The organism is Microbacterium sp. Leaf203 (assembly GCF_001421275.1).
Lineage (GTDB): Bacteria > Actinomycetota > Actinomycetes > Actinomycetales > Microbacteriaceae > Microbacterium > Microbacterium testaceum_A.
In genome coordinates, this window is record NZ_LMKF01000022.1 from 1438559 (window position 1) to 1463828 (window position 25270).

Here is a 25270-nt window from a genome sequence, read left to right on the forward strand (position 1 = left end):
GCCGTGTCCGAGTCCGTCTTCACGCCGCTGGTGCTGCCGCGCGTGGGCGAGGTTCGAACCGACGCCCGGACCGTCGCCGACAGGGCGCGTGCGCGGGGCTACGCCGACGGCTTCGCCGAGGGGCGCCGCGACGCGCGGGCCGAACTCGAACGCGAGCGTCTCGAGGCCGATGAGCGATTCGCCGCGCGCGAGGCCGCGGCGCAGGATGCCCACCGGGCGGCGCTGTCGGCGCTGGGCGGGGCGCGGGCCCGTCTCGAGGACGGGATCGCCGCGATCGTGGCATCCGATCTGCGACGCATCGAGGAACTCGCGGTCGAGATGGCCGCCGAGATCCTCGGTGCGGAGATGTCGGATGCCGCCCGCTCGGCCGTGCACGCCGTGCGCCGGGCCGCGGCGCAGACACCTCGGTCGGCCTGGGTGCGCGTGCACCTCAACGAGCGCGACCTGCGCACGCTCAACACGGTCACGGACCCGTCCCTTCCGGAGGGCGTCGAGGTCGAGGTGGGGGCGGACGTCGACCCCGGGGGAGCGGTCGTGCGGATCGCGCACGGAAGCGTCGACACCCGCATCGCCGCCGCGCTGGAGCGCGCGCGCGAGGCCCTCTCGATCGACGAGAACGCCGAGGCATCGCCGTGAGCGCCCCGCGCAGCCGCTGGGAGCGCGCGCTCGCCGCGACGCGGCCGCAGCGCTCCGGCGTCGTGAAGGCCGTGGTGGGCCTCGGCATCGAGGCGCTCGGGGTTCCCGCCGCCGTCGGCGATCGCGTGCGCATCGAGACCTCGGGCGCTCGAGAGATCGATGCCGAGGTGGTGGCCGTCGACGGCGATGCCGTGCGCTGCATGCCCATGGGCCCGATGTCGGGCATCCGCGTGGGAGCTCCCGTGCGGCACTCGGGCGCGGCACTGAGAGTGCCGACCGGACGCGCACTGCTGGGGCGTGTCCTGGACGGCCTCGGTCGTCCCATCGACGGCCGCGGTCCGCTCGTCGACGCCTCCCTCGTCTCGCTGGCCAACTCGGCTCCCAGTGTCATCGGGCGGCAGCGCATCGATCGGCAGCTCGGGCTGGGAGTCCGTGCGCTCGACACGATGACCCCCGTCGGTGTGGGGCAGCGCCTCGGGCTGTTCGCGGGTTCGGGCGTCGGCAAGTCGTCGCTCCTGTCGATGATCGCGCGCGGCTCGACCGCCGATGCGACCGTGATCGCCCTCGTGGGGGAGCGCGGACGCGAGGTCCGCGAGTTCCTCGAGGACGATCTCGGGCCCGAGGGCCTCGCTCGCGCGGTGGTCGTGGTGGCCACGTCGGATCAGCCGGCGATGGCGCGTCTTCGCTCGGCGTTCGTCGCGACCCGCATCGCGGAGCAGTTCCGCGACGACGGCCTCGACGTGGTGCTGATGATGGACTCGCTCACCCGTGTCGCGATGGCGCAGCGCGAGATCGGATTGTCGGCGGGGGAGCCGCCCGCGACCCGCGGGTACCCGCCCTCGACCTTCTCGGTCCTGGCGGGGCTGCTGGAGCGCGCGGGCACCGGCAGCGTCGGATCGATCACGGGCCTGTACACGGTGCTCGTCGACGGCGACGACCACAACGAACCCGTCGCCGACGCCGCGCGCGGCATCCTGGACGGGCACGTGGTGCTCGACCGCGCTCTCGCCGTACGCGGGCATTTCCCCGCGATCGACGTGCTGGGCTCGGTGTCGCGCGTCGTCTCGAAGGTGACGACGTCCGAGCAGCGCGAGACCGCGATCGTCCTGCGGCGCGTGCTCGCCGCCCGTCGACAGGCCGACGACCTCATCGACATCGGGGCGTACAAGGCGGGGGCGAACCCCCTCGTCGACGCCGCTCTCGCGCACCGGGGCGCGATCGACGGGTTCCTCACCCAGCGCATGGACGATCTGACCGCGACCGACGACTCCTGGCGGCGCTTGGCCGCCCTGACGACCACCTTCGGAGGACTGTCATGACGTTCCCCCTTTCCGGCCTGCTGCGTGTGCGCGAGGTCCAGGAGCGCGCCGCCGCCGAGTCGTCGTCCCTCGCCCGTTCCGAGGCCGCCGCCGCGGAGACGGCGGTCGAGCAGGCGGTGTCGAGCCTGAGCGAGATCACCACGGCGATCGACGACGCCGCGACGCTTCTCGCTCTGGCCGCCGCGCGCTCGTCGGGGCAGGCGGCGCTCGCCGACCTGCGGACGTTGGCCCGCCTGCGCCGCGATGCCGCGGAGGCCGCCTCGGCCGCGCACGTGGAGGCGCGCCGTGAGCTCAAGGGGCTCGAGCGCCTCGAGGACGCGCATCTCGAGAGCGAGCTCGCGCGGGAGCGCCGGGCCGAGCAGAGCGCCCTCGACGAGATGGCCGTGGTTCGCGCCGCGCGCGATGAGGGGAGTGCGGCGTGAGCGTTCCCCTCATCGCCGGGGCGACAGCCACCGCGCCGGCGCGGGCGGCGCGCGCGACGGGCGATCCGGCGACCGGCGCGCGTTTCGGCGACGCGCTCTCGGACGCCGCCCGTGCGCTGGCCGCGAGTGACGGCGATCCCGCCGCCGCGCCGACCTCCGGGAGCGGCCAGATCGCCGTGGAGGGGCTCTCCGCCGAGGCGTCCGTTTCGGGCGGGGACGATCCGGCTCCCGGTGACGAGTCCTCGTCGGAGGGACCGGATGCCGGGACCCCCGCGCCCGTGGCGATGACGCTGATGCCCTTCCCGGTGCCGCCGACGACGCCGGGGAGCGGGGGACCGCGAGCCGCGGCCGACGCGCCGGACGCTCTGGCGCTGACTTCCCCGCCGGAGACGGCCTGGGCCGGCACGGCGGGGGAGACGGTCGCCCTCGGTGCCGCGGCCGGTGCGCCGCTGAGCCCCACCGCGGCGGATGCGCCAACGATACCCGTGACCGCGACCGCCGTCCTGGCGAGCGCCGGTCCGGCGCCCGGGGCCCACGACGACGCCGCGTCGCTTCTGCCTCCCCTCGACGAGCGCGCGGCCGATCGCAGCGCCGCGGCCGTCGCTCCCGCAGCGGTTCGCCCCGCTGCGGCCGGGGCGGCCCCCGTCGCCTCGCCGACGGGTGGGGCCCCGGCCGCTCCCGCACCGACCCCGGGCACGGCCCCCGCGATCTCCGCTCCCGCTCCCGCCACCGTCCCGGCCGTTCCCGAGACCCCTACCGCGGGCTCGGGAAGACCCGCCGCTTCCAGCCCGGACGACGCCTCCCCGAACGATGCCTCCCCGGCCGGTGCCGCCCTCCCCGCCGCGATCGCCCCTGCCTCGCAGCCGACGGAACACGCGCCGTCGACTCCGCCGACCGTCGCCACGACCGGGGTCGCCGCGGCGGCCCCCGTGCCGGCATCCATCCCCCTCGCACCGTCCCCTCCGGTCGAAGCCGCCGCCGCGACGGTGACCCAGCGCTCGATCGCCGCGCAGGTCGCGCCCGCCGTCGTGCACATCGCTCAGCGCACCCCGGGCGTCCACCAGATCACCCTGACGGTCAGTCCCGACTCCACTGGGCCCGTGACCGTCCGCGCGCACATCGGCTCGGGGGGAGAGGTGCGCATCGACCTCGCCGGAGCGACCGAGGCCGGCCGAGACGCGCTGCGCGTCATGATCGCCGACCTGCGCCGCGACCTCGCGAGCGTCCTGCCGCACGCCCACCTGAGCGTCGGATCCGGCCCCATCGCCGACACCGGCGCAGGGGACCGCGGCGCCCCCGGTGGCGGCGGCTCCCTCGCCGATCAGCCCGGGCGTGGACGCGAGCCCCGGCCCGACGCCGCCGGGTCGTCCGCACCCGCCCGCGCGAGCACCCGTCCCCTGTCCGCGCCCTCCGTCGCCCTGACCGGCGGCGGGCTCGACATCGTCGTCTGAGAGGACCCCCGCATGCCCGTCACCCCCATCGCCGGCGCACCCGCCCCGATCCCGGCGAACACCGCGACTGCCACGGCGGCCGCGAGTGCACCGAAGAAGGCCCTCGACAGCGAGGTGTTCATGAAGCTCCTCGTCACCCAGCTGACGAACCAGGACCCATCCACCCCGATGGACACCAACCAGATGATCTCGCAGACCACTCAACTGGCCATGATGGAGCAGCTCACGGCGATGAGCCGCACCTCCACCGAGGCCTTCGCCCTCGACATGCGCCAGGCCGCCTCGACCCTCATCGGCCAGCAGGCCGGCTACCTCGACGCCAAGGGTGCCGCCGTCACGGGGATCGTGACCACGGTGAGCTTCGACGGCCCGATCCCGCAGGTCACCATCGGCGACGCGACCGTCGCCCTCGACGAGATCACCTCCCTCGCCACCGCACCCACCCGCACGTCCGCCTGACCACCCCCACGAAAGAGACCTCCATGCTCCGTTCCCTCTCGTCCGGCATCTCCGGACTCCGCGCGCACCAGACCATGCTCGACGCCACGGGCAACAACATCGCCAACGTCAACACCGCCGGCTTCAAGGGCGCGTCGGTGCTCTTCCAGGACACGCTGTCGCAGGCGGTCGGCGGGGCCGCGATCCCCGGCGCCGACACCGGCGGTCGCAACCCCGCCCAGGTCGGGCTCGGCGTGCAGGTCGCCGGCATCCGCACCAACTTCAGTCAGGGCGCGGCGCAGACCACCGGACGCGGGGGCGACCTGATGATCCAGGGCGACGGCTTCTTCGCCGTGCGCTCGGGCGGGGAGACCCTCTACACGCGGGCCGGAGGCTTCGGCTTCGACGGCGCCGGCAACATGGTCACGGCCGACGGGTCGTTCGTGCAGGGATGGACCGCCCAGAACGGCGTCGTGGCCACCGGGCAGGCGGCGGGCAACATCTCGCTCCCGCAGGGGGCGGTCTCGCCGGCCCGCGAGACGACAGCGGCGACGGTGACGGGCAACCTCCCCTCGTCCGCCGCCGTGGGCGACAAGATCGTCCGCGACATCGCGGTGCACGACGCCCAGGGGGCCACCACCTCGCTCAGCCTCACCTTCACCCGCACCGCGACGGGGTGGGACGTCACCGAGCCCGCGAGCGGCGCCACCGGCACTCTCGCCTTCGTCGACGGCCGCCAGCCCACGGGGCTCACCCTGAACGCCGGCGACATCGAGGTCGACCTCTCCACGGTCACCGGCTTCGCCGACATGAGCACGGTCGCGATCACCTCGCAGGACGGTGCCGCTGCCGGCACCCTGCAGTCGTACTCCATCACCGGGGACGGCTCGATCGTCGGAACCTTCTCGAACGGCCGCACCGAGACTCTGGCGAAGGTCGCGATGGTCACCTTCGCCAATGCGGAGGGTCTCGAGAAGGTCGGGGGCACGGCCTTCCGCGCCACCGTCAACAGCGGCGGCGCCCAGATCGGCGAGGCCGGACAGGCCGGCTTCGGCAAGCTCGTCTCGGGCTCGCTCGAGATGAGCAACGTCGACCTGTCGCAGGAGTTCACCAACCTCATCGTCGCCCAGCGCGGCTTCCAGGCGAGCGCCCGCATCATCACGACGAGCGACGAAGTGCTGCAGGAACTCACCAACCTCAAGCGCTGACCCCACGGCGCCCGACGACGCGGCCCACCCGAGTTACCCGCGGTGGGCCGCGTCGCGATAGTCGGGGGCGTCCCCTCACCCATCGACCGGAGACCCCTCGATGATCACCCTCACCCGTCTCGACCACACGCGATTCGCGGTGAACCCGGATTTGATCGAGCGGGTGCACGAGTCGCCCGACACGACCCTGCACATGGTCGACGGTCGCGTGTACAACGTCGAGGAGAGCCTCGACGACCTCGTCGACCTCATCGTCGCCTACCGCGCGCGCGTCCTCGCCGCGGCATCCGCCCTCTCGGCACGCTCGGAGCTCTGACGTGGACATCGCTTTCGTCGTCGGGGTCGTGGTGGCCTTCGGCGCGCTGTACGCCATGATCACGATGGAGGGCGCCCACCTGAGCGCGCTCCTGCTGCCGGCGCCGATGATCCTCGTGCTCGGCTCGACCATCGGCGTCGGCATCGCCAGCCACACCCTGCGCGACGCCATCGCGGCGTTCGGCTCGCTCGGCCGGATGGTGCGCGGTCCTCGATCCGCGCCCGCCGCCGTCATCCCGATCCTCGTCGCGTACGCCGAGAAGGCGCGGACCGAGGGCTTGCTGCGCCTCGAGGACGAGCTCGACTCCGCCCCCGACGATTACACGCGCCGCGCGCTGCAGGCGGTTGCCGACGGCGTCGACGCCGAAGACCTGCGGACGCTGATGGACGACGAGATCGTCGCCGAGTCCGCGCGCAATCGCGTGGCCGCCCGCTTCTTCTCGGCCCTGGGCGGGTACGCCCCCACCATCGGCATCGTCGGAACGGTGGTCTCGCTCACGCACGTGCTCGAGAACCTCAACAAACCCGACGAGCTCGGCCACATGATCGCGGCGGCGTTCGTCGCGACCCTCTGGGGCCTGCTCTCGGCCAACTTCATCTGGAACCCCATCGCGGGGCGATTGAACCGCATGGCCGCCGTCGAGCAGGAGCGCATGACGCTCGTGTGCGAGGGCATCCTCGCCATCCAGGCCGGTGGGGCCCCGCGTCTCGTCGAGGAGCGGCTGCTGGCCCTCACCACCTACAAGCCCAAGAAGAAAAAGGAGTCCCGGCCCGAGAAGGCCGCCGCGACGGGGGATGCCGAGTGAGCACCAGCCGCCGTGCGCGCACCCGGAGGCATGACGAGGACGACCACGACGAGCCCGACGAGCGCTGGGCGGTGTCGTACTCCGACATGGTGACCGTGCTGATGTGCCTGTTCATCGTGCTGTACGCGGTGTCGATCGTCGACGACACCAAGTACGAGCAGCTCAAGAACGGTCTCGCCGAAGCCTTCGGGCAATCCCAGACCGAGGGCGGCGGCGATTTCACCGAGGGGCTGGTGATCCCGCCGGAACTCCTCGTCGAGCACGGCGTCGAGGACGTCGCGATGCGGGCCGCCCGCGAGGTGGACACCCTCGAGCAGATGAAGGCGCAGATCACCTCGGTGCTGGCCGCCCAGGGCCTGGCCGACACGGTCGACTTCGTCATCGACGAGCGGGGACTGAAGGTCGGCCTCGTCGGCGCCGAGACCTTCTTCACCGACAATCGCACCGACCTCTCGGCGAAGGCGGACGCCGTCCTCGACGCCATCGGCGACGTGCTCGCCCCCGCCGGCAACCCCCTCAGCATCGAAGGGCACGCCGACCATCGAGCGGCCGTCGCGCCGTACGAGAGCAACTGGGAGCTCAGCAGCGGACGCGCCACCAAGGTCGCCCGCTTCCTCGTCGAGCACGAGGGCATCACCGGCTCCCGCGTGCAGGCCGTCGGCTACTCCGATCAGCGTCCGCTCGTCGAGGGGGACACCGCCGAGGATCTCGCCGCGAACCGCCGCGTCGACATCGTCGTGCAGTCCACCGAGGAAGAGAAGGTGCGTGCCCTCATCCCCGGTCTCGTCCAGACCGCTCCGCGGGGCTGACGCCTCGTGTCCCCGACCTCGAAGGAGCCCGCCATGACGGCCGCCGTCCACGACGACCCCCTGCGCCGCTACCCCGACTACGACTTCACCCGCCCGGCCCAGCTCGGACGCGAGCATCGCCGCCGGCTCGAGGCGGCGTTCGAGGCGTTCGCGCGGCAGTGGGCCTCGCAGCTCACCGGCAAGGTGCGCATGCGCACCCACCTGACGCTCGAGGGCGTCGAGCTGATGTCGTACCAGGAGTACGCCGACACCCTCCCGTCGACGACCGCGATGGTCACCGGAGCGACCGCGGGACGCGAGGAGCCGGGTGTCGTGCAGTTCGATCTGGGCGTGGCGCTGACGTGGGTGGTGCAGATGCTCGGGGGCAGGAGCACCGCCCCGATCGAACCGCGCACGCTGACCCCCATCGAGTCCGCGCTGATCCGCCAGCTGATGGACCGCACGTTCGAACTGCTGACCATGAGCCTGGGGATGCTGCTGCCGAGCCCCCTGACCTATGCGGGCCTGCACGACAACCCGCAGTACCTTCAGGTCATCTCGCCCGGCGAGGCGGTCATCGTCGCGCGGTTCGCGATGCGGATGGGCGAGGCGCGCTCGACCGCGACCGTCATGCTGCCGGCCGCCGTGGTCGTCGACCAGCTCGCCGAGAGCGAGCGCGACGCGGCCGCGGCCCATCGCGCGGGCGCGACCGTCGACCAGGTCCTGGGTGCTCCGCTCGAGGTGTCGCTGCGCATCGCGCCGCGGGTCATCGCGGCGGGGGAGGTCCTGAACCTCGCCCCGGGCGATCTGCTGCGCTTCGCCCATCCCGAGACCAAACCCTTCGACCTCATCGTCGGCGACACCGCGATCGCGCGCGCCGTCCCCGGTGCCCAGGGCTCGCGACTCGCCTGCACGATCACCACCATCCTCGAGGAGACCACCCGATGAGCACCTTCCACGCCGCCGCCATGGCCGCCGCGATCGCGGCGAAGCTCCCCTTCGGCTTCCCCGTGCTGCCGACGCCGTCCACCGACCCGGGAGCGACCGGGCGGGCCGTCGTCGTCGCCTTCAGCGGCGCCCCGGGGGCCAGTATCGCCGTGCAGATCGCCGATCCCGTGGGCCTCGACGACGGGTCGAGCGGCGAAGAGCTGTCGGACCGCCTGCACCCCGCCTTCCAGGCCGCCGTGGCCGTGCTCGGAACGGGCACCCTCGGCGAGGGGGAGGAGGTGGATGCCGCGAGCGTGTTCACCGAGGCCGGAGCCCAGGTGTTCGACCTCGTCCGCGAGGACGGCACCACCGTCGCCCGCGCGGCGATCCGCATCGACGACGCCCGCGCCGCCGCCTCGACGGCCGGCCCGGTCCGGCTCAGCCGGATCGCGGGGGTGGAGATGGAACTGGTGGTCGAGATCGGCCGCACCCGGCTCCCCGTGCGCGACGTGCTGAGCCTCGAGCCCGGCCACGTCGTCGAGCTGGACCGCGCCGCGGGGTCGCCGGCCGACATCACGCTGAACGGCCGTCTCATCGGGCACGGCACGGTCGTCGTCGCGGACGGAGATTTCGCGGTGCGCGTGGAGCGCATCATCGACCAGGCCGGGAACGACTGACCGTGGACGATCTGCTCCTCGCCGCGCGGACGGTCGTTTCGCTCGCCGCGGTGGTCGGGCTGCTGCTCTTCCTCGCGAAGCGGGTGCAGAAGGGACAGGCGGCGGGTGACAGCCCTTTCTCGTCGCTGGTGCCGAAGGGTCTGGGGCGGCGCCTGCGCCCCCTCGCGGGCTTCGCGGCCCGCACCGGGGCGGCGACGCCGTCCCGCGCCCGGAGCGAGAAGATCACGGTGGTCGCGCGCACCGGGCTCGGGGGCCGTGCGCAGCTCGTCGTCGCCGAGTTCGGCGGCATCCGGTACGTGCTGGGCGTGAGCGAGAAGGGCATCGACGTCGTCGACACCCAGGAGGCGCCGATCGAGCTCGCCGAGGAGGCCTCCGCCGAGCGCGGCGAGAACGTCCTGACGTTGACGGATGCCGGCACCCCGAGCGACGGCGAGAGATCCGGGGCCCACGCGGCCTGAGCGGTTACCGCGCGGGGGCGCCGTCGCGATAGTCGGTGGCGAGCACGGATCGCTCGACCCCCTGGCTACGGATCGGCCTCGTCACCCACGCACGGAGTGCCGTCTTGCCCGTTTCCGCGTCGCGCCCCGCGCCCCGCCCCGCCGGGCGGCGTCGACAGTTTCGTCGCGGCCGCTGGGGGACCGGCATTCTGGGTCTGCTCGGCGTTCTCGCGGTGCTCGCCGTCGTCGACGTCGTCGCGGGAGGTGCGGCTCTCGCCGCCACGGGGGAGTCCGGGGGATCGGGCGGGGTCAGCATCAACGGCATCAACGCGACGCCGTCCGACAGCATCACGACGCTTCTGGGCATCACCGTGCTCAGCGTCGCCCCGGCTCTGCTGCTGATGATGACGAGCTTCACGAAGATCTTCGTGGTGCTCGCGCTGACGCGGAACGCGCTGTCGCTCCCCTCGATCCCTCCGAACCAGGTCCTGGCGGGACTCAGCCTCTTCCTGACGCTGTTCATCATGTGGCCCGTGCTGACCGAGATCAATCAACTCGCCGTCGCGCCCTTCACCGCGGGGCAGATCGACTTCGGTCAGGCCTTCGACGCCGCGCAGGCCCCGCTTCGCACGTGGATGCTGCAGTTCACGCGCGAGGAGGACATCGCCCTGATGCACCGCGCCGCGCAGATGGCGAACCCCGACAGTCCCGAGGCGATCCCGCTGTACACCCTGATCCCGGCCTTCATGCTGAGCGAGCTGCGGGCGGCGTTCGTGATCGGGTTCATCGTGTTCATGCCGTTCCTCGTCATCGACCTCGTCGTCTCGAGCGCGTTGATGTCGATGGGCATGATGATGCTGCCGCCGGTCATGATCTCGCTGCCCTTCAAGATCCTGCTGTTCCTCCTGGTGGACGGGTGGGGTCTCGTCATCACCTCGCTCGTGCAGTCCTATCGGGGCGGCACGTGAATCCCGAAGCGGTCATGGACATCGGGGCGAGCGCCCTGATGCTCGCCGCGAAGCTCAGCGCGCCCCTGCTCATCACCGCCCTCGTGGTCGGTTTCGCCATCTCGCTGCTGCAGTCGATCACGCAGGTGCAGGAGATGACGATGTCGTTCGTGCCGAAGCTGCTCGCGGTGGGCATCGCGCTGATGGTGTGCGGCAACTGGATGATCGCCGAGACGGTCGCCTTCACGCACGAACTCTTCCAGCGTCTGCCGTCGTTGCTGAACGGCGGCGGATGAACATCCCCATCGACTTCACGTGGCTGGAGGCGACGGCTCTGGCCATCGTGCGCATCACGGCGTTCCTCGTGATCGCCCCGCCATTCAGTCACGGCTCCATCCCGATGCGGGTGCGCGGGATGCTCGGGGTCGGGCTTGGCCTGGCGGTGTCGCCGGTGGTGGTCGCGGGGTACGAGCGGCTGGATGCGGGGGGTTTCCTCCTCGCGGCGGCGGGGCAGATCCTCGTCGGGGCGCTCCTGGGGTTCCTGGTCCTGGTGCTGTTCAGCGCCGTTCAGGGTGCCGGGTTCCTCGTCGACACGTTCGGGGGGTTCCAGCTCGCCCAGGCGTTCGATCCCGGGATGAACGTCAACGGCGCCCAGTTCACCCGCTTGTTCCAGATGACGGCGATCCTGCTGTTGTTCGCGTCCGACGCCTACCAGCTGGTCCTGGGCGGACTGTTCCGCTCGTTCGACGCGGTCTCGGTCGCGGGGACGGTGGACCTCTCGCGTCCCGCCGAGGTCCTGACGTCCGCGGTCGGGCAGATGCTCCTGAGCGCGGTGCAGATCGCCGGGCCCCTGCTGATCGTGCTCTTCCTCGCCGATGTCGGTCTCGGTCTCGTCTCTCGCGTGGCCCCCGCCTTGAACGCCTTCGCCCTCGGCTTTCCCATCAAGATCGCCCTCACCTTCGTTCTGGTGGGTTTCGTCTACGCGGCGCTGCCGGCGATCGTCTCCGCGATCGCCGATGACGCCGCCCGCCTGGTGATCGGGGTGACCCGATGAGCGGAACGGATACCGGAGAGCGCACCGAGAAAGCGACCCCGGAACGGCTGAGGAAGGCGATCGCGAAGGGGCGGATCGGTCGCAGCCAGGATTTCACCGCGTGGGTCGGCATCGGCGCCGCCGCCGTCATGATGCCGGCGACGCTGTCGTCGGCGTCGGCCGTGCTGACCGAGCAGACGTTGAGGGTCGGGGCCGTGGCGAAGGACCCCACGGTGGACGCCGCGGTCGAGGGACTCGGCGCGGCCATCGTCTCGGTGGGGCAGGTGCTCCTGCCGATGCTCGTCGTCGTGCTCCTGGCCGTCATGATCACAGCGATCGCCCAGGGCGGGATCCACCTGCGCGGCGTGCCCGTGCGGGTGGAGCAGTTCGACCTCGTCGCGGGGCTCAAGCGGACCGTGGGGGCCGCGGCGCTGTGGGAGGGCGTCAAGGCGCTCCTGAAGACGGCGGCGATCGGCGTGGCGCTGTGGAGCGTGGTCGCCGGTCTCGTGCCGGTCCTCATGGGTAGCGGGCGGCACCGCATCGCGTGGCTGCTCGAGGTGGCCGGCCAGGCCGTCGCGACGTTGCTGCAGGTCGCTGTCGTGGTGGGCCTGCTGCTCGCGGCGATCGACGTCTTCGTCGTGATCTCGCGCAACCGCAAGCACACCCGCATGACCAAGCAGGAAGCGCGCGACGAGCACAAGAAGACCGAGGGTGATCCGCTCATCCGCTCGCAGCGCCGCGCCCGCCAGCTCGCGGTCAGCCGCAACCGCATGATCGCCGCGGTGGCCGACAGCGACGTCGTCCTCGTGAACCCCACCCACATCGCCGTCGCCCTGCGGTACGAGCCGGGCACCTCGGCCCCCCGGGTCGTGGCCAAGGGGGCCGGCGTCATCGCGCAGAAGATCCGCGAGCGCGCCGAGGAGGCACAGGTCCCCATCGTGCGCGACATCCCCCTCGCCCGCGCGCTGCACGCGGGCGTCGAGCTCGGGCGCGAGATCCCCGAGGACCTGTACACCGCCGTCGCACAGGTGCTGGCGTTCGTGCAGCACCTGCACAAGAGGGGCTCGCGCTCGGGGACGTTCGAGATGCCCCCGGCCGCCCTGACCGGGCGGGGACTGTGAGAGCCGAGAAGACCATGACACGAAAGAAGCGCACCGCATGATCGGTCAGTTGTTGTCGAAGGGCGCGGTCCCCGTCGGGGTGGTGGGCATCATCCTGCTGCTCATCGTCCCGATCCCGGTGGGGCTGCTCGACGTGCTCATCGTGACCAACATCGCCTTCGCGCTGCTCATCCTGCTGACGGCGATGTTCGTGAAGAAGCCCTTGGACTTCTCGGTCTTCCCGAGCCTGCTGCTGGTCGCGACGCTGTTCCGTCTCGGGTTGAACGTCGCCTCGACCCGTCTCGTGCTCAGCGAGGCGCACGCCGGTCAGGTGATCCAGGCGTTCGGGCAGATCACGATCAGCGGGTCTCTGGTGATCGGCTTCGTCATCTTCCTGATCCTCGCCGTGATCCAGTTCGTCGTGGTCACCAAGGGTGCCGAGCGCGTCGCCGAGGTGGGCGCGCGCTTCACCCTCGACGCCATGCCGGGCAAGCAGATGGCCATCGACGCCGACCTGAACGCCGGGCTCATCACCGACGAGCAGGCCCGGGCCCGCCGCGCGGAGGTCGCGTCCGAGGCCGACTTCTACGGCGCGATGGACGGTGCCAGCAAGTTCGTCAAGGGCGACGCGATCGCCGGCATCGTCATCCTCGTCATCAACTTCGTCGGCGGCATCATCATCGGCATGACCATGCACGGCATGGCGATCGACGAGGCTCTCGAGACCTACAGCATCCTCACCATCGGCGACGGACTGGTGACGCAGATCCCCGCGCTGCTGATGGCGGTGTCCACGGGCATGATCGTCACGCGCGAGAACGCCGAGGCCGAGCTCGGCCGGGCGGCCGGGCGACAGCTGATGCAGTCGCGCACCGCCCTGCTCATCACCGCGATGGCCGCGATCGGCATGGGGCTGATCCCCGGGATGCCGTTCCTCGCCTTCGCCGCGATCGGGGCGGGACTGCTGTTCGCCGCCTCGCGGGTGAAGGCGAACACCGACCGCGCGGCCGCCGACGCGGCCGATGCCGAGGCGCGGGTGGTCGCCGAGGCCGCCGCCACCGAGGGGCCCGACGACCTGATGGACACCATGAGGGTCCACGCGCTCGAGATCTCGCTCTCGCCCGACATCGTCGACCTCGCCGCGGGCGGGGCGGGGGACCTGCTCACCCGCGTGAAATCGCTCCGGCGCAAGGTCGCGCTGGAGCTCGGCACCCTCATGCCCCCGGTGCGCACGCGCGACAACATCGAGCTTCCGGCCGAGACCTACGCGATCCTCGTCGCGGGTGTCGAGGTCGGGCGGGGCATCGTCCCGCGCGGGCACGTGCTCGCGATCGGAACAGGGCTCGAGCATCTGCCGGGCTCCGCCGTGATCGACCCCGTCTTCGGTCTCGAGGGAAAGTGGGTGCCCACCGAGATGTCGCACGCCGCCGACATGGCGGGGGCCACCGTCATCGACCGGGCCAGCGTCATCATCACGCACCTGTCCGACACCGTGCACGCCCAGGCCCACCGTCTGCTCTCGCTCGAGGACGTGCGCCAGCTCACGGATCACCTGAAGCAGACGCAGCCGAGCGTCGTGGACGAGCTGACGCCGGCCCTGCTTCCCCTCGCCCTCATCCAGCGCGTGCTCGCGAGCCTCCTCGCCGAGCGCGTCTCGATCAACGACCTCGGTCGCATCTACGAGGCGCTGGCTCTGCGGGCCAAATCGACGACCGAGGTCCCCGCCCTGGTCGAGGCGGCGCGCGCGGCTCTCGGCCCGGCGATCTCCGCGCGGTTCGCCCACGACGGGCGCCTGCGCGTGGTGATGTTCGACACGCTCTGGGAACAGCAGATGCTCGAAGGACTCCGGCACGTCGAGGGGCGGTCGCAGATCGTGCTCACCGCCGATCAGACGATGCAGGTGATGGAGGGCGTCCGTCGGGCGATCGCCGACGTCGATCCCGTGGGCGGCGAGCCGGTGCTCGTGTGCGCCCCCACCCTGCGGCAGGGGGTGCGCGCCCTGCTGGCGGGGCAGGTGGGTGCGATGCCGATCCTGTCGTACGACGAAGCCGCGGCCGGGGGGTTCGCCACCGACGTCGTGGGCGTGGTCCGTCCCGAACAGGTCGCGCTTCCCTCGTCCTGATCGCGGGGAACGCTCGTAACCGAGAAGAAAAGGTAGTCTGGCCCAGGACGGCGCCGACGGCGCACCAGCCACGGAAGGCGGCCACACGCACATGCTCGTACTCACACGACGCCCGGGTGAAAGCATCGTGATCGGCGACGATGTGACGGTGACGGTCCTCGGGGTGACCGCGACCGGTGTGCGCATCGGCATCGACGCTCCCCGCGACACCCGTATCCACCGCAGCGAGATCGTCGTGGCCGTCACGAACGAGAATCAGGATGCCGTCCAGGCGTCGCGATCCGCGGCCGCCGAGAGCGCCGTGCTCGACGCCCTGCGCGGGGGGACCCGCGCCTGATCCGCCGACGCAGGGGTTACCCGTGCGACGCCGTGTCGCGATAGTCGGTCCCGTGGTGGGCGCATCCGTCACACGACTCGACCCGAACGAGGTGACTCACGTGTCCGCTACCGACCTGAGCATGCATCTGCTGCGTCAGCGCGAGGTGCTCGAGCTCATGCTCTTCAAGCTCGAGGAGCTCGAGATGCTCCTGTCGACGGGGCGGACCCGGTGGGTGCACCACGCCACCGTGGAGGTCGATCGCGTGGCCAAGGCCCTCACGTCGGCGACCATCGAGCGCGACGCGCTCTTCTTCGATGTCGCCGCCGAGTGGGGAGCCCCCGAGGCGACGGCCCTGCGGGAGCTCATCGACGTCGCTCCCACCGACGCGTGGCGCGAAGTGCTGGGCTCGCATCACGAGGCCCTGTCCGCCCTCGCGGCCGAGATCGCGGAGAAGAAGGGCTCGGTCAACCAGCACCTGCGGACCGCCCTCCGAGTCACGCAGGAGACCATCGCCGGCCTCGGCGAGCCGACGGGGGAGTACGCCGCGAGCGGTTCCCGCGTCGCCGATGCCGGGTCCCGCCTGCTCGACGTGCGGGTGTAAGAGATGTCGACCTTCGCAGGACTCCAGGTGGCCGCGTCCGGCCTCGCCGCCGCTCGCGCCGGCATGGCCGTGACCGGGCAGAACATCGCGAACGAGACCACACCGGGCTACACCCGCCAGCGGCTCGAACAGACCTCCCTGACGGCGGCCGGCACGGCCGGCCTGTGGGCGACGGGCTTCTCCGTCGGCGGTGGGGTGTCGGTCCAGGGCATCGCGCGCCTCGGCGACGAGGTCCTCGACGCCCGCGTCCGGGATGCGCTGTCGGCATCCGGATTCTGGTCCTCGCGGGCCTCCGCGGCGCAGAAGGTCGAGGCGTCGATGGCGGAGCCGACCACCGACGGTCTGGCGGCGAACCTGAACCGCTTCTGGTCGGGATGGTCCGACCTCGCGAACACCCCCAAGCCGGCGGCGGCGCAGGTGGTGCTCACCAACGCCCGCGTGCTCGTCGGGCAGATCGCCGCGGGGTACGACGCCGTGGTCGGGCAGTGGTCCGATCTGCGCGGGCAGGTGGATCGAGACGTCGACGTCGTGAACGTGACCGCGGGTCAGATCGCGACGCTCAACGGGCAGGTCCGCTCCGCCCTGCAGTCCGGACGCTCCGCCAACGAACTCGTGGACCAGCGCAACCTGCTCGCCCAGCAGCTGTCCACCATGATCGGTGCGACCGGGCGACTCGAGGACGACGGCACCCTCACCCTCCGGGTGGACGGCAACGCCCTGGTCAGTGCCGACACGAGCCGCACCATCGCCGTCGCGGGACCCCGCACGCTCGCGGACGGCGGGCGCATCAGCCTGGCGTGGGCGGACCGCCCCGATGTGCCCGTGGCGGTCACGGGCGGCTCCCTGGGCGGGGCGATCGGCGTGCTCGCGCCCGCATCCGACGGCGGCACCCTCGCGAGAGCGGCCCAGGCCTATAACGCGACGGCCGAGACGCTCGCGCGGGCGGTCAACGACCTGCACCGTGAGGGCCGGACCGCGACGGGAACCGCCGGGGGAGACTTCTTCGCGCTGTCCGCGCCCGGCCCGGCCGCCCTCGGGCTGACGGTCCTCCCGACCTCCCTCGACCAGCTCGCCCTGGCGGCGCCCGGCAGCGGAGCGCTCGACACCTCGATCGCGGACCGCATCGCCGGGTTGGCCACCTCCGCCACGGGCCCCAGCACGCAGTGGACGAGCTTCGTGACCTCCTTCGGCGTGACCGTCGCCGGCGACGTCCAGCGCGCCGACACCGCCGACCGCGGGGCGATCGCCGCCATCGCCGGGCAGCAGTCGCACGCTTCGGTCGACGGAGACGAAGAGACGATCACCCTCCTGACGTATCAGACGGCTTACCAGGCTGCGGCGCGTGTGCTCACCGCCGTCGACGAAGCCCTCGACACCCTCATCAACCGCGTCGGCCTCGTCGGCCGCTGACCCCGGAGACACCGTGATCGGACGCATCACCAGCAGCACCGTCAACCAGCAGGCGCTGCGCACGCTGCAGGCGGGGCTGGCCGACCGCGCACGCCTGCAGGATCAGGCGACCTCGCAGCGGGCCATCCGCGCGCCCAGTGACGACCCGACGGCCGCGGCCGCCATCCTCGGTGTGCACGGGGAGCAGGCTCGAGCGTCGCAGTTCTCCCGCAACATCGGCGACGCGCTCACGTGGGTGACCACGGCCGACACGGCTCTCGGTGCGAGCATCGACCTGCTCAACAGGGCGCGCGACCTCACGGCGCAGGGCGCTAACTCCGGGGCGCTCAGCCCCGCCGCGCGCGACTCGATCGCCGCGGAACTCGACAGCGTGAGCCGCGAGCTCCTCTCGCACGCCAACACCACGGTGCTCGGACGCACGGTGTTCGCCGGCACCGATGACAGCGGCAGAGCCTTCGACCCCGCGACCTTCGCCTTCACCGGGGTCGCCGGATCCTCCGTCGAACGCCGTGTCTCCGAGAACGAGAAGGTGCGCGTCGACGTCGACGGCGCGGACGCGTTCGGTGCCGGAGACGCCAGCGTCTTCGCGACGCTGCAGGGCATCGCCGCAGACCTGCGGGCGGGCGTCGACGTCGGGGCGCGCCTGGCCGACGTCGACGCCCACCTGAAGCAGCTGGTGACGGCGCGCGGCGTCACCGGCGCACAGCAGGCGCAGATCGAGCGCGCCCAGGCCACCAACGCGAGCGTCGGCGTCGACCTCGAGACGCGTCGCGCCGCCGTCGAGAACGTCGACACCCTCGAGGTCTACATCAAGTTGCAGTCGGCCGAGCTCGTGTACCAGTCCGCCCTGCAGGTCACCGCCAAGACGCTGCAGACCACCCTGTTGGAGTTCGTGAGATGACGGCCCATCCTCCCCTCGCGGGCATCGACGTCGACTTCGAGACCTCGCCCCCGGGTCTCGCTCCCCGGACGTCCTTCCGTCTCGAGCCCATCGAGGGCGCCGACGGCCTGTACGCGCTCCGCTCCACGAGCGACGACCTGCGGCTCTTCCTGCTCGATCCCGCGCGCGGCGGTCTCGCCTACGATCCGCCGATCGCCACGGCATCCCTCTCCGCCCTCTCGGCATCCCCCGATGAGGTGCGGGTGTTCGTCGTGGCGAACCCGGCCGACGACGGCGTCTTCGTCAACCTGCGCGCCCCCATCCTCGTCAACGCCCAGACGGGGGCCGGCGCCCAGGTCATCTTCGACGAGTCGGCATACCCCCTCCGTGCGCGCCTGGGCGCGTGATTCCCGCGCGCGGACACCACCTTCGTCACACAATGGTCCCGCGTCGAGGGACCGAGTAGTATCGACGCGAAAACGAGCAGAAACGACGATTCGTCCCCGCGACCCGAAACGCGGTGACGTCGCCCGTCCGATGGCCGAGGCTTCATCGCCCCGGTCCGTCTGCCCCGGGGTCGTCTCCCGAAGGACGACTCCGGCGACGTGCGCGTTGCGACCGGCGAGGCAACCCCTCCGCCCATCGCGACGGCGACGCCTACGTTCGTACCGAGCACAGAGCAGGGGATGGTGAGCAATGCCCGTCATGAGAACCGATGAACCCAAGGTGAGCAAGCGTGAGTTCATCCAGCGCGTATCCAAGCGCGCCGGATTGTCTCCCACGGTCACGCAGTTGGCCTACGAGGCGATCTTCGGAGAGATCCTCGATCTCGTGAACGCCGGAAACCGTGTCACGTTGACCGGCTTCGGCAAGTTCTACGCGCAGTCGCACAAGGGACACAACGTCGTGCTGAACATCCGCGACAACCCCGAGAGTCGCGGGCGCGTCGAGGACTACAGCGTTCTGAAGTTCTCGGCGACCCGTGAGGTCAACAAGAGGGTCGCCGCCCCTCGCGACCTCGGCGACTGACGACGCTCGGCCGCACCGGTCAGCGGTCGAACGAGTAGCTGGCCTGCCCGATGAGGGTGAGGCTGATGCTCGTCGGCAGCTCGTCGGGGGTCTCGTCGTCCTCGTCCAACGCCTCGATCTTGTGGACGGGTACGGAGATGTTGCCGTCGTCCTCGAAGACGACGTCGCGAGGCGCGAACGAGAAGAACAGCACCCGGTGGGTGCTGCGCAGCTCGATCGTCCGGCTCACGTCGCTGCGCTCGTGGAGGTTGAGCACCGATTCGTCCGTGAGAACCGAACCGTCGGGATACGTCGCCTCGACGCGATAGGTGCTCGGCTCGATCGCCTTGATGTTGAGGTCTTCGACGATGTCGGTGAACGTGGCGTCCGGATGATTCATCTCGAAGGCGATCGCGCGCAGGTGGTCGTAGGTCAGATTGACGCGACGTGAGAACAATGCGGCATTCTCGATCTCGGCGGCGGCGGCGAGCGGAGCCTGATCGAGGAGATATTCGCGGACGTCGTCGGGGCTCGGGTAGTCGAATCGCATGTGGTAATGGAATCGACCGGGCCGGTTGACGATGTAGTGGCTGACGTCCTGCACGTCGTTGACGGTGAGGCAGTAGATCCGCTTGACCGACGACGTCCCGTCGAACAGCGTCAGGAACTGGTTCTGTCGGTTCGGGCCGTCGAGCGGTCCGCGGCCCGACGAGAAGGTCTTCTCGAACTCGTCGAAGATGACGAGGCACTCGTCGAGGGTGTCGAGGAAGTCGACGATCCCCTCCGCGTCCTCGCCGACGAGGACGACCGGGATGCCGCTCTCGATGGCGCGCGCGGCCAGCATGCGCAGGAACATCGACTTTCCCTGACCCTTGTTGCCCGAGAGCATGACGCCGAGGTTGCGCTCGAAGCGCGCGTAGGTGCGGAAGATCTTGTCGACCTTCGCCTCGCGGCGGCCGTACACCTTCTCGGACCCGACGCCGAGGTCTTCGGTGCGCAGGAGGCTGAACCCCTCCTTGATGCTGTACCGCACCCGATAGGTGCCCAGGGGGAGCGAGTCGTGAGCCTGGACGGCGGAGTCGTAGACCCGAACCTGTCCGCCGGTTTCGATGTAGGTGCTGCTCACTGCGTCGGGCTCCTGGGGGGAAAAGGGGCGTTCCGTGGGGGCGGTCGCTTTCTGAGATTTACATTAGCGTCTTCTCATCTTTGTGTGAGGATTGCCCGAATTTTGGCGAAAGCCGCGGCGCAACCCCCGTCTTTCCGGGGCACGCGGGCGTGCCCTACCGCATACCACGACGCATTCCCCGTCCGAAAGATGAGAAGTGGACAACGGCATTTCGCTATGGTCAGGAAAAAGCCGAGTGCCTCCCGACACTCCGACAGGCCGTGGGGGCCACATGTCAGAACCTTCCGAATCGGGTGCGACCGCGTTCCAGCTCACGCTTCGCACCACCGACACCGACGTCGAGCCCGAGGTCTGGCGTGCGACCATCCATTCCGCCCTCGCCGACGCGTCCGTCCACAAGCCCCGCCTGGCCGAAGCGATCGTGTACCGCGTGCACTACGCGAACCCGCGGTGGACCGAGCAGCTGGGGGATGCCGAAGCCGACCTGACATCGATCGGATCGGCCTTCGCCGATCGCGAACTGATCTCCATGCTCGACGAGTCGTCTCTCTTCACCGACAACCTCTGCGTCATCGCCTCCGTCGACGTCCACGACGATGTGAACGGGACCGCCCTCAGCCATGAACTGGTGCGCAGCATCGCGCGGGTCTTCGACGGAGACTCCATCGCGCTGCTGGGGACGCGACGGTGCGGTGCCGACGAATCGACCGACCCGTGGCTCGGCCACGCGCACTGGGCGGCGATCGGCTTCGTCGACATTCCGGGAACGACCTCGATGATCCTCCCGGTGGGCTCGCGGTCGTAGCCGCCGCCCCTAGGGTGAAAGGCAGTCGACGAGAGGAGTCCGCCGTGACGGACGAACGCGAACGCCTGAGCTGGGATGACTTCGGGGCCGCCACGCGCGACATCTCGCGGGCGATCGTGGCCGACGGGTTCGAACCCGAGGTCGTCGTGGCGATCGCGCGCGGCGGTCTGCTCCCGGGGGGAGCGATCGCGTACGGGCTCGGCGCGAAGAACTGCGGCGCACTGAACGTGGAGTTCTACACCGGGGTGGGCACCGTGCTCGATGCCCCCGAGGTCCTGCCGCCGGCGCTCGATCTGACCTACTTGTCGGGACGGCGCGTGCTGCTCGTCGACGACGTGGCCGACAGCGGTCGCACACTCGACCTCGCGGTGAAGCTGCTGAAGCGACACGACGCCGACGTCCGCTCCGCGGTGATCTACACCAAGCCGACGACGATCATCGCGCCCGACTACTCCTGGCGCGACACGTCGCTGTGGATCGAGTTCCCCTGGTCGCACCTCGGCTCCGTTCAGGAGGAAGACGCCGCGTGAGCGCGATGACCCTCCCCGAGCTCGCGGACGCGGGGCTCATCGACCGCTCGTGGGTCGAGGCGCTCACCCCGGTGGCCGACGACATCGCCGCGGTGGGGGAGCGCCTGCGGGCCGAGGGCAAGCCGTACCTTCCGGCCGGCGATCTCGTGCTCCGCGCGTTCCGTACGCCGCTCGACGAGGTCCGGGTGCTCATCGTCGGTCAGGATCCCTACCCGACCCCGGGCCACCCGATCGGTCTGTCATTCGCCGTCGACCCGCACGTGCGGCCGCTCCCACGCAGCCTGACGAACATCTACCGCGAACTCTCCGACGACCTGGGTATCGCTCCGGCGCCGCACGGCGACCTCTCGGCGTGGGGCGCGCAAGGCGTCATGCTGCTCAACAGGGTGCTGACGGTGGCGCCCGGGGTCCCGGCATCCCACCGCGGATGGGGGTGGGAACGGGTGACCGAACACGCCATCCGCTGTCTCGTCGCGCGCGACTCCCCGCTGGTGGCGGTGCTGTGGGGCAAGGACGCGCAGGGCCTCGCTCCGATCCTCGGCGACACCGCGGTCGTCGCCTCGCCGCACCCCTCGCCCCTGTCGGCGAGCCGGGGGTTCTTCGGATCGAAGCCATTCTCGCGCGTGAACGCGCTGCTCGAGGAGCAGGGTGCCGACCCCGTCGACTGGCGGATCCCCGCCTGATTCTCCGGCGGGCGGGTGCCGCCGCCCGCCAATCGCGCGCGTCATACGCGCGAAACCGCGACGCCCGTAGAGTGGCGGGGGGNGGAAGAGGAGTACGAGAAGAGCCGTCGGCGGCTGCCCGCCCACCTGCGCCCGACGCCGAAGCCGGAGCAGCCCTTCACGTTCGAGATCCGCCCGGCGACCGAGGCCGACATCCCCGACATCCGCGAGATCTACAACTACTACGTGCGCAACTCGGTCGTGACCTTCGACGAGAAGGCCTGGTCGCTCGCGAAGTGGCGTGACAAGTTCGCGACCCTCCACAAGCTGGGGCTGCCCTTCCTCGTCGCCCAGTCGCCCAGCGGTCAGATCCTCGGATACGCCCTCGTGCAGCCGTGGCAGTCGAAATCGGCGTACCGCTACACGGTCGAGAACTCGATCTACCTGGGCCAGGCGGCCGCGGGCAAGGGCCTTGGCCGCGCTCTGCTCGAGGCGCTCGTCGCTGCGTGCCAAGACCTCGGCATCCGCGAGATGGTCGCCGCGATCAGCGACAAGGGCGCGGACGCCTCGATCGCCCTGCATGAGAAGCTCGGCTTCACCGAGGTCGGACGCATGGGGCGCGTCGGCTTCAAGTTCGGACGCTGGCTGGGCGTCGTGTACCTGCAGAAGAGCATCCCGTCGAAGAAGAAGCCCCGCCGGCGGTTGTTCGGCTGATTCCGCGCGGGTGCGGGGTGCGGTCGGGGCTTTCGGATCGCCGATAAACGCTCCGAGTGACGAGAAACGCTGTCTCACGGCGTTTATGAGCACGAAAGCGTTTATGCCGACGGGTGAGCCGCCGAACGGATGCCGCCGGCCCGGGGCCCGAGCCCGCCCCAGGCCCGAGCCCGCCCCGGGAGCCGAGCCCGGGCGGGGCCCGAGCTCGCGCGACGCCTAACGATGGACGGGCCGCGAGGGAGCGGCCTGCCGCACCTCGTCGACCAGGGTGCGCCAGGGTCCCTCCACCTGTCCGTCGTCGAGGCGCGCCTGATGGACGGCGGTGTCGCCGTGGTGCACCTCGATACGCCACTGGTAGCGGTCGGCGCCCCGGGACGCGGCGGGAGCGTCGTCCCAGGGGCAGCTTTCGACCAGCTGCTGCCAGCGGGGGAGTCCGTCGGGGTCGGGCTCAGCCCGCCACTGCTTGGACAGGCCCGCGAGACCACCGGAGCGCACGACGACGACGACGAAGCGTCCGGCGCTCTCGGTGTCGTTCTCGGTGTCAGGCTGCGGCATCCTCCTCGACGCCGACCCCGGCCCACGCGGCGCGGACGGCGGCGACCTCCTCCGACTTCTCACCGTACTCGCTGGCCGCGGCCGACAGGGTGGCGGTCGCGAACGCCGAGAAGTCGGCCGTGGTCGACAGCGTTCCGGCGGTGATCGTGCGGTACCAGATGAGGCCCGCGCGCTCCCACGCGAACCCGCCGAGCGCGGTGGCGGCGAGGTAGAACGCCTTGTTCGGGATGCCGGAGTTGATGTGCACGCCGCCGTTGTCGTCGGTCGTCTCGACGTAGTCGCGCATGTGTCCCGGCTGCGGGTCTTTGCCGAGCACGTCGTCGTCGTAGGCGGTGCCCGGCGCCTTCATCGAGCGCAGGGCGTCGCCCTGGACCGCAGCGGCGAAGATGCCCTCGCCGATAAGCCACGACGCCTGGTCGGCGGTCTGACCCCGGTGGTGCTGCTCGGCGAGGGCGCCGAACACGTCGGACAGCGACTCGTTCAGCGCGCCCGACTGCCCCTGGTACTCGAGGCCGCCGGAGGCCTCGGTGACGCCGTGCCCGAGCTCGTGCGCGATGACGCTGAGCGACCGCGTGAAGCCGACGAAGACTTCGCCGTCACCGTCGCCGAAGACCATGCGCTCGCCGTTCCAGAACGCGTTGTCATAGTCGTCGCCGAAGTGCACGGTGGCCAGCAGCGATCCGCCGGCGGCGTCGATGCCGTCGCGGGCGAAGGCGTCCCAGAAGAAGTCGTAGGTCTCGCCGAGACCGTCGTAGGCCTCGTCGACCGCGGTGTCGCCTGACGGGCCGTCGTCTTCGCTGCGCACGCGACGACCCGGCAGGTTCTCGGTGTTCGCCGCGTCGGAGATGATGCGATCGGGCGCCGGCCCGGTCTCGGCCACGAGGGTGTCGCCCTCGATCGAGAGCCGCAGGCGGGATCGCGTCGGACGTGCCGGCCGCGGCACGGCGAGGGTCTTTCTCGCCGCTTCGGCGGCCCGTGCCATGCGCGGGTCATCGGTGGAGGCGAGTCGGTCGAGCAGGAACGGGGGGACGATACCGGGGGTCATGCGCCGAGGGTAGCGCCGACCTCCGACATCGCGGGATCCCTTGCTCGGCGCGTGAGTGAGCAGTCCGGGGAGCCGGGCGGGCGGCATCCCGAAACCGCACCAGAACAGGAGATGCTCCGAGGACAGGACGATTTTGGTGGAACCAGCCTGTCCCGGTGACACCCTTCTGTTCTCGTGCCCGCCCACCACCCGCGGCCGCAACGCCGGCGCGGAACGCCCCATCCGTCCCGCAGCGCGAGCCCCGCGTCAGCCCGGCAGTGTCGGAATCGACGCCAGCAGCTGCCGCGTGTACGCCGCCTGCGGCTGCAGCAGCACCTTCTCGGTGGGGCCCTGTTCGACGATGCGGCCGTCCTTCATGACGACGACCTGGTCGCACACGTTCTGCACCACGCCGATGTCGTGCGAGACGAGGACGAGGGTGAGGTCCTCTTCGAGCCGCAGCCGCGCGATGAGGCGCAGGATCTGCGCGCGCACCGTCACGTCGAGGGCCGAGAGGGGCTCGTCGCCGACGAGGATGCGCGGGCGGTGCACGATCGCGCGGGCCAGGGCGATGCGCTGGCGTTGGCCTCCGGAGAACTCGTGGGGGAACCGCGTGGCCATGTCGGCGTCGAGACCGACCTGCTCGAGCACCTCGCGGACCCGCCCGCGGCGGTCGCCCTCGATCCCGAGCGCCCACAGCGGCTCGCCCACGATGCGCTCGACGCTCATGCGGGGATCGAGCGAGGCGTACGGGTCCTGGAAGACCATGCCGGTCGCTCGTCGCAGCCAGTGCAGCGATCGGGCCGAGCCGCGGGCGTCGACGGCGCGTCCGTCGACCTCGACGGTGCCCGCGCTCGGCACGTCGAGGCCCAGCAGCAGGCGCACGAGCGTGGATTTGCCCGACCCCGACTCGCCGATGATCCCGACCGCGCTGCCCGCGAGCACCGAGAGGTCGACGTCGGCGAGGCCCACGGTCTGCTCGGCTCGGCCGACGCCCCGCGTCCGGGGGG

The 25270-nt window shown here is 71.1% G+C and carries 30 protein-coding genes and 1 pseudogene; 27 read left to right on the top strand and 4 right to left on the bottom strand.

Annotation, left to right across the window (positions count from 1 at the left end; translation table 11 throughout):
* Positions 1 to 3: 3 nt before the first annotated feature.
* The 23 genes from ASE56_RS07850 (at position 4) to ASE56_RS07960 (ending at position 18865) form a co-directional block, all read left to right on the top strand.
* Complete coding sequence (locus ASE56_RS07850; protein ID WP_143017785.1) at positions 4 to 636, top strand: FliH/SctL family protein; 633 nt, start codon at positions 4 to 6, stop codon at positions 634 to 636.
* On the top strand, positions 633 to 1955 hold the full coding sequence (locus ASE56_RS07855) for a FliI/YscN family ATPase (protein WP_235556950.1): 1323 nt from the start codon (positions 633 to 635) through the stop codon (positions 1953 to 1955). Before ASE56_RS07850 ends, ASE56_RS07855 begins: the two co-directional genes overlap by 4 nt.
* The gene (locus ASE56_RS07860) at positions 1952 to 2377 is read left to right on the top strand and encodes a flagellar FliJ family protein (RefSeq protein ID WP_056226985.1); all 426 of its coding nucleotides are present in this window, start codon (positions 1952 to 1954) and stop codon (positions 2375 to 2377) included. Before ASE56_RS07855 ends, ASE56_RS07860 begins: the two co-directional genes overlap by 4 nt.
* Positions 2374 to 3828 carry a flagellar hook-length control protein FliK gene (locus tag ASE56_RS07865; RefSeq protein ID WP_056226987.1) on the top strand — a complete coding sequence of 485 codons (1455 nt, stop codon included), beginning with the start codon at positions 2374 to 2376 and terminating at the stop codon, positions 3826 to 3828. Before ASE56_RS07860 ends, ASE56_RS07865 begins: the two co-directional genes overlap by 4 nt.
* A 12-nt stretch (positions 3829 to 3840) precedes the next feature.
* Positions 3841 to 4287 (top strand): flagellar hook capping FlgD N-terminal domain-containing protein, encoded by a 447-nt coding sequence (locus ASE56_RS07870; protein ID WP_056226989.1) that lies wholly within the window; start codon positions 3841 to 3843, stop codon positions 4285 to 4287.
* Between the two features lie 23 nt (positions 4288 to 4310).
* Positions 4311 to 5474, top strand: a complete 1164-nt coding sequence (locus ASE56_RS07875) for a flagellar hook protein FlgE (protein WP_056226991.1) — start codon at positions 4311 to 4313, stop codon at positions 5472 to 5474.
* A gap of 100 nt (positions 5475 to 5574) precedes the next feature.
* Complete coding sequence (locus ASE56_RS07880) at positions 5575 to 5790, top strand: flagellar FlbD family protein (protein ID WP_056226993.1); 216 nt, start codon at positions 5575 to 5577, stop codon at positions 5788 to 5790.
* 1 nt (position 5791) lies between these two features.
* A complete protein-coding gene (locus tag ASE56_RS07885) occupies positions 5792 to 6595 on the top strand; it encodes a motility protein A (RefSeq protein ID WP_056226996.1) in 804 nt (267 codons plus the stop codon).
* Positions 6592 to 7404 carry a flagellar motor protein MotB gene (locus ASE56_RS07890; protein ID WP_082450350.1) on the top strand — a complete coding sequence of 271 codons (813 nt, stop codon included), beginning with the start codon at positions 6592 to 6594 and terminating at the stop codon, positions 7402 to 7404. Before ASE56_RS07885 ends, ASE56_RS07890 begins: the two co-directional genes overlap by 4 nt.
* 33 nt (positions 7405 to 7437) lie before the next feature.
* Positions 7438 to 8331, top strand: a complete 894-nt coding sequence (locus ASE56_RS07895; protein ID WP_056226998.1) for a flagellar motor switch protein FliM — start codon at positions 7438 to 7440, stop codon at positions 8329 to 8331.
* Positions 8328 to 8987 (top strand): FliM/FliN family flagellar motor switch protein, encoded by a 660-nt coding sequence (locus tag ASE56_RS07900; protein ID WP_056227000.1) that lies wholly within the window; start codon positions 8328 to 8330, stop codon positions 8985 to 8987. Before ASE56_RS07895 ends, ASE56_RS07900 begins: the two co-directional genes overlap by 4 nt.
* Positions 8988 to 8989: 2 nt before the next feature.
* Positions 8990 to 9445, top strand: coding sequence for a flagellar biosynthetic protein FliO (locus ASE56_RS07905; protein ID WP_056227002.1), 456 nt, complete (start codon positions 8990 to 8992; stop codon positions 9443 to 9445).
* A gap of 185 nt (positions 9446 to 9630) precedes the next feature.
* Positions 9631 to 10392 (top strand): flagellar type III secretion system pore protein FliP, encoded by a 762-nt coding sequence (gene fliP, locus ASE56_RS07910; protein WP_056228427.1) that lies wholly within the window; start codon positions 9631 to 9633, stop codon positions 10390 to 10392.
* Positions 10389 to 10667: a flagellar biosynthesis protein FliQ gene (fliQ, locus tag ASE56_RS07915; RefSeq protein ID WP_056227004.1), complete on the top strand. Its 279-nt coding sequence runs from the start codon at positions 10389 to 10391 to the stop codon at positions 10665 to 10667. Before fliP ends, fliQ begins: the two co-directional genes overlap by 4 nt.
* Complete coding sequence (locus tag ASE56_RS07920) at positions 10664 to 11425, top strand: flagellar biosynthetic protein FliR (protein ID WP_056227006.1); 762 nt, start codon at positions 10664 to 10666, stop codon at positions 11423 to 11425. The genes fliQ and ASE56_RS07920 overlap by 4 nt, the downstream gene beginning before the upstream one ends.
* Positions 11422 to 12525, top strand: a complete 1104-nt coding sequence (locus ASE56_RS07925; protein WP_056227008.1) for a flagellar biosynthesis protein FlhB — start codon at positions 11422 to 11424, stop codon at positions 12523 to 12525. The genes ASE56_RS07920 and ASE56_RS07925 overlap by 4 nt, the downstream gene beginning before the upstream one ends.
* Positions 12526 to 12562: 37 nt before the next feature.
* Complete coding sequence (locus ASE56_RS07930) at positions 12563 to 14626, top strand: flagellar biosynthesis protein FlhA (protein WP_056227011.1); 2064 nt, start codon at positions 12563 to 12565, stop codon at positions 14624 to 14626.
* Between the two features lie 91 nt (positions 14627 to 14717).
* A complete protein-coding gene (gene csrA, locus ASE56_RS07935) occupies positions 14718 to 14963 on the top strand; it encodes a carbon storage regulator CsrA (RefSeq protein ID WP_056227013.1) in 246 nt (81 codons plus the stop codon).
* Between the two features lie 100 nt (positions 14964 to 15063).
* Positions 15064 to 15546: a flagellar export chaperone FlgN gene (gene flgN, locus ASE56_RS07940; protein WP_074694398.1), complete on the top strand. Its 483-nt coding sequence runs from the start codon at positions 15064 to 15066 to the stop codon at positions 15544 to 15546.
* Between the two features lie 3 nt (positions 15547 to 15549).
* Positions 15550 to 16956, top strand: coding sequence for a flagellar hook-associated protein FlgK (gene flgK, locus ASE56_RS07945; RefSeq protein ID WP_056227017.1), 1407 nt, complete (start codon positions 15550 to 15552; stop codon positions 16954 to 16956).
* A gap of 13 nt (positions 16957 to 16969) precedes the next feature.
* Positions 16970 to 17857: a flagellar hook-associated protein FlgL gene (gene flgL, locus ASE56_RS07950; protein ID WP_056227019.1), complete on the top strand. Its 888-nt coding sequence runs from the start codon at positions 16970 to 16972 to the stop codon at positions 17855 to 17857.
* Positions 17854 to 18243 carry a flagellar assembly protein FliW gene (gene fliW, locus ASE56_RS07955; RefSeq protein ID WP_056227022.1) on the top strand — a complete coding sequence of 130 codons (390 nt, stop codon included), beginning with the start codon at positions 17854 to 17856 and terminating at the stop codon, positions 18241 to 18243. Before flgL ends, fliW begins: the two co-directional genes overlap by 4 nt.
* Positions 18244 to 18541: 298 nt before the next feature.
* Entirely contained in the window at positions 18542 to 18865 is a 324-nt protein-coding gene (locus ASE56_RS07960; RefSeq protein ID WP_200914138.1) for an HU family DNA-binding protein, read from the top strand.
* Between the two features lie 19 nt (positions 18866 to 18884).
* Here ASE56_RS07960 and ASE56_RS07965 read toward each other — a convergent pair whose 3' ends face one another.
* On the bottom strand, positions 18885 to 19970 hold the full coding sequence (locus tag ASE56_RS07965) for an AAA family ATPase (RefSeq protein ID WP_056227026.1): 1086 nt from the start codon (positions 19968 to 19970) through the stop codon (positions 18885 to 18887).
* Positions 19971 to 20241: 271 nt separating this feature from the next.
* On the opposite strand from ASE56_RS07965, the gene ASE56_RS07970 reads away from it, so the two are divergent.
* From ASE56_RS07970 to ASE56_RS07985, 4 genes and pseudogenes are all read left to right on the top strand, one after another.
* A complete protein-coding gene (locus tag ASE56_RS07970) occupies positions 20242 to 20775 on the top strand; it encodes a hypothetical protein (RefSeq protein WP_056227028.1) in 534 nt (177 codons plus the stop codon).
* Between the two features lie 44 nt (positions 20776 to 20819).
* Positions 20820 to 21305, top strand: coding sequence for a phosphoribosyltransferase (locus ASE56_RS07975; protein ID WP_056227030.1), 486 nt, complete (start codon positions 20820 to 20822; stop codon positions 21303 to 21305).
* A gap of 5 nt (positions 21306 to 21310) precedes the next feature.
* Positions 21311 to 21988, top strand: a complete 678-nt coding sequence (locus ASE56_RS07980) for a uracil-DNA glycosylase (protein ID WP_056228430.1) — start codon at positions 21311 to 21313, stop codon at positions 21986 to 21988.
* Positions 21989 to 22071: 83 nt separating this feature from the next.
* A pseudogene (locus ASE56_RS07985) lies at positions 22072 to 22681 on the top strand (N-acetyltransferase family protein); the annotation flags it as partial.
* Between the two features lie 216 nt (positions 22682 to 22897).
* Here the strand turns inward: ASE56_RS07985 and ASE56_RS07990 are convergent.
* From ASE56_RS07990 to ASE56_RS08000, 3 genes are all read right to left on the bottom strand, one after another.
* Positions 22898 to 23236 (bottom strand): protealysin inhibitor emfourin, encoded by a 339-nt coding sequence (locus ASE56_RS07990; protein WP_056227032.1) that lies wholly within the window; start codon positions 23234 to 23236, stop codon positions 22898 to 22900.
* Positions 23223 to 24281 carry a M4 family metallopeptidase gene (locus ASE56_RS07995; protein ID WP_056227033.1) on the bottom strand — a complete coding sequence of 353 codons (1059 nt, stop codon included), beginning with the start codon at positions 24279 to 24281 and terminating at the stop codon, positions 23223 to 23225. Before ASE56_RS07995 ends, ASE56_RS07990 begins: the two co-directional genes overlap by 14 nt.
* Positions 24282 to 24527: 246 nt before the next feature.
* A complete protein-coding gene (locus tag ASE56_RS08000) occupies positions 24528 to 25232 on the bottom strand; it encodes an ABC transporter ATP-binding protein (RefSeq protein WP_156371633.1) in 705 nt (234 codons plus the stop codon).
* Positions 25233 to 25270 lie beyond the last annotated feature (38 nt).

Coding starts and splice junctions, on each gene's coding strand:
- ASE56_RS07900 (WP_056227000.1), top strand. CDS start 8,328: ATGAGCACCTTCCACGCCGCCGCCATGGCCGCCGCGATCGCGGCGAAG.
- ASE56_RS07925 (WP_056227008.1), top strand. CDS start 11,422: ATGAGCGGAACGGATACCGGAGAGCGCACCGAGAAAGCGACCCCGGAA.
- ASE56_RS07870 (WP_056226989.1), top strand. CDS start 3,841: ATGCCCGTCACCCCCATCGCCGGCGCACCCGCCCCGATCCCGGCGAAC.
- ASE56_RS07920 (WP_056227006.1), top strand. CDS start 10,664: ATGAACATCCCCATCGACTTCACGTGGCTGGAGGCGACGGCTCTGGCC.
- ASE56_RS07990 (WP_056227032.1), bottom strand. CDS start 23,236: ATGCCGCAGCCTGACACCGAGAACGACACCGAGAGCGCCGGACGCTTC.
- ASE56_RS07930 (WP_056227011.1), top strand. CDS start 12,563: ATGATCGGTCAGTTGTTGTCGAAGGGCGCGGTCCCCGTCGGGGTGGTG.
- ASE56_RS07880 (WP_056226993.1), top strand. CDS start 5,575: ATGATCACCCTCACCCGTCTCGACCACACGCGATTCGCGGTGAACCCG.
- ASE56_RS07875 (WP_056226991.1), top strand. CDS start 4,311: ATGCTCCGTTCCCTCTCGTCCGGCATCTCCGGACTCCGCGCGCACCAG.
- flgK (WP_056227017.1), top strand. CDS start 15,550: ATGTCGACCTTCGCAGGACTCCAGGTGGCCGCGTCCGGCCTCGCCGCC.
- ASE56_RS07980 (WP_056228430.1), top strand. CDS start 21,311: ATGACCCTCCCCGAGCTCGCGGACGCGGGGCTCATCGACCGCTCGTGG.
- fliW (WP_056227022.1), top strand. CDS start 17,854: ATGACGGCCCATCCTCCCCTCGCGGGCATCGACGTCGACTTCGAGACC.
- ASE56_RS07860 (WP_056226985.1), top strand. CDS start 1,952: ATGACGTTCCCCCTTTCCGGCCTGCTGCGTGTGCGCGAGGTCCAGGAG.
- ASE56_RS07960 (WP_200914138.1), top strand. CDS start 18,542: ATGAGAACCGATGAACCCAAGGTGAGCAAGCGTGAGTTCATCCAGCGC.
- ASE56_RS07970 (WP_056227028.1), top strand. CDS start 20,242: ATGTCAGAACCTTCCGAATCGGGTGCGACCGCGTTCCAGCTCACGCTT.
- ASE56_RS07895 (WP_056226998.1), top strand. CDS start 7,438: ATGACGGCCGCCGTCCACGACGACCCCCTGCGCCGCTACCCCGACTAC.
- csrA (WP_056227013.1), top strand. CDS start 14,718: ATGCTCGTACTCACACGACGCCCGGGTGAAAGCATCGTGATCGGCGAC.
- ASE56_RS07995 (WP_056227033.1), bottom strand. CDS start 24,281: ATGACCCCCGGTATCGTCCCCCCGTTCCTGCTCGACCGACTCGCCTCC.